The following is a 1,819-nucleotide window of genomic DNA, read 5'->3' on the forward strand; positions in this document are numbered from 1 at the left end:
GCTCGGTGGCGATGACATTGGCGTGCAGGTCCGGCGACGACAGCACCCGCACCCCGGCGTCCCGGTAGTACGCGAGCGCCACCGGGGAGGTCAGGTGGGCGCGCACCGCGGCGCGGGAGGCGTTGACGACGAGGACGTCACCTGCGCGCAGCGGCAACAGGGTGGGCGCGTCCTGGCCCAGGTGGGCGATCGCCGCGTGCCGGGTTCCGCGGGTGCGGATGACCCGGGTGATGTGCGGCCACGGGCTCGGCCCATGGAAGGTGGTCCCCATATCCGAAAACGGTAGCGGGTCCTCACACCGGGCCGGGGTGGATCCGCCGATCACCGGTCTGCCCGGGTCGACACCCCCGGATCGGGCCGCTGCGCTGCGACGATGACACGTCCCCTTCTCCCGTGCGCGACCGCACTTCGCAGCGCCGCCACGGGTGCGAGAGACGGGTGCCGTCACGGTCGACGGCCGGTGTGCGGGTTCGGCTCGGCCGCCCGGTACCACGCGTGCGCGGCGAGGCCGGCGATGAGAAACGCCCACATCGCCATCACCGGCGAATCGGTCGCGGTCGCCGCATGTGCGATCGATATCGCGGCGGTCGGCAACATGGCGAGTTGCAGCCTGGTGGACGCACTCAATCTTCTCCAGCGCACGGATACTCCCCCTTTCGACCTTTCTGGACGTCTTCGCGCACCATGGCACAGGCGGCAGGCCGGTACTGCGCACCCCACTTGTACAACACAACGTCACATTGTAAGGAAAATGTCGTCGACAACGAGGGGAGATGCACATGTCCAACACTGCAATCGTCAAGGGTCCTGCAGAACTGGACGCCGCGCGCGCTCGCTACCGCGCATCGATCGGAGGCGATTCGCACGTCGAATTCGTTGCCGCGAAGGTCGCCCTGATCGAGCTGGGAACCGGCCGCACGGTCTCCGAGGAGGAGATCCACTACCTGTAACCCGGCAGCGTGCGAGGCCCCCGTCATGTCAATCGATGGGGGCCTCCTTCGCGCGGCACTGCGGCCGCGCTGGAACAGATCGACAAGGCCAACACCGGCAGCCGCAGTATCGTCGAAACAGCAGCAGCGCCTTCACTGCATCGCCAGCATAAGCGTGGCCGCACTCGATGCGGCGCAGTCGCATCCGAGGTCGGCGTGCGACGAAACATGTGGGTGCCTACCGATAGCTTCCGACACGAACAGACATCTGTGGTCGGGGAGGGGAGAAAATGCTGACCTTGCGTATCTCGCACCCGGGGACGGTGCCGGGCGGGGCGATGCTCCTCGAACTTTATCCGAGGCCACGACAACGGATGGCCAGGACCGCGGAAGGACTGGCAGGCAGAGGCGCAACCCGACGAGCCCGGCATGCGGGTCCATCGTCATGATCTGTGGCGCATCAGGCGGGTAGCGGGCCGCTCCGCGCGCTGCAGCGGCTATCGGAGCTCACGGCTGCCGGGTGAGGGCCCGGTCCGGCGGCGGGCAACGATGCGGCGCACATCGAACTACGCGCCGCCGGGGTAGGTCGTCGCCCGGGATGGCGCGTCGGGCGGGGCGGGCGCTGGGTGGAGCCGGGAATCAACCGACGTGGCTGTCCTCGAGCGCGTCGATGGCCGCGATCACCTCGGGGACCGCGGTGACGTGAACGTCGTCGAGGCCCGGTACGGACCGGTAGCTCGCGCGCACGACAGCGTCGGTGCAGTCGTACTCGACGATGCCGAGTTGGTGGAGGGGGCCGGCAAAGGTGTCGTCCTCGCCGGCGACGAAGGCGGTGGCCGGTGCCCATACCTCGATCGCCTCGCCGCGGCGGGTCTGCCGGTAGCAGTGCA

The 1,819-nt window shown here is 68.7% G+C and carries 2 protein-coding genes and 2 pseudogenes; 1 reads left to right on the plus strand and 3 read right to left on the minus strand.

The genetic code is table 11. The features are described 5' to 3' along the window. Both P3H15_RS53745 and P3H15_RS53750 read right to left on the minus strand, forming a co-directional pair. Positions 1–271 (minus strand): annotated as a pseudogene (locus P3H15_RS53745) (phosphatidylserine/phosphatidylglycerophosphate/cardiolipin synthase family protein); the annotation flags it as partial. Positions 272–444: 173 nt separating this feature from the next. Continuing rightward, positions 445–627, minus strand: a complete 183-nt coding sequence (locus P3H15_RS53750) for a hypothetical protein (protein ID WP_276144783.1) — start codon at positions 625–627, stop codon at positions 445–447. Positions 628–779: 152 nt separating this feature from the next. Here P3H15_RS53750 and P3H15_RS53755 point away from each other — a divergent pair, with 152 nt between their 5' ends. Continuing rightward, positions 780–950 (plus strand): hypothetical protein, encoded by a 171-nt coding sequence (locus P3H15_RS53755; protein WP_276144784.1) that lies wholly within the window; start codon positions 780–782, stop codon positions 948–950. A 618-nt stretch (positions 951–1,568) separates the two neighbouring features. Here P3H15_RS53755 and P3H15_RS53760 read toward each other — a convergent pair. Continuing rightward, positions 1,569–1,819: pseudogene (locus P3H15_RS53760) on the minus strand (metallophosphoesterase); the annotation flags it as partial.

It is taken from the genome of Rhodococcus sp. T2V, from assembly GCF_029269925.1.
GTDB classification, from domain to species: domain Bacteria; phylum Actinomycetota; class Actinomycetes; order Mycobacteriales; family Mycobacteriaceae; genus Rhodococcus_F; species Rhodococcus_F koreensis.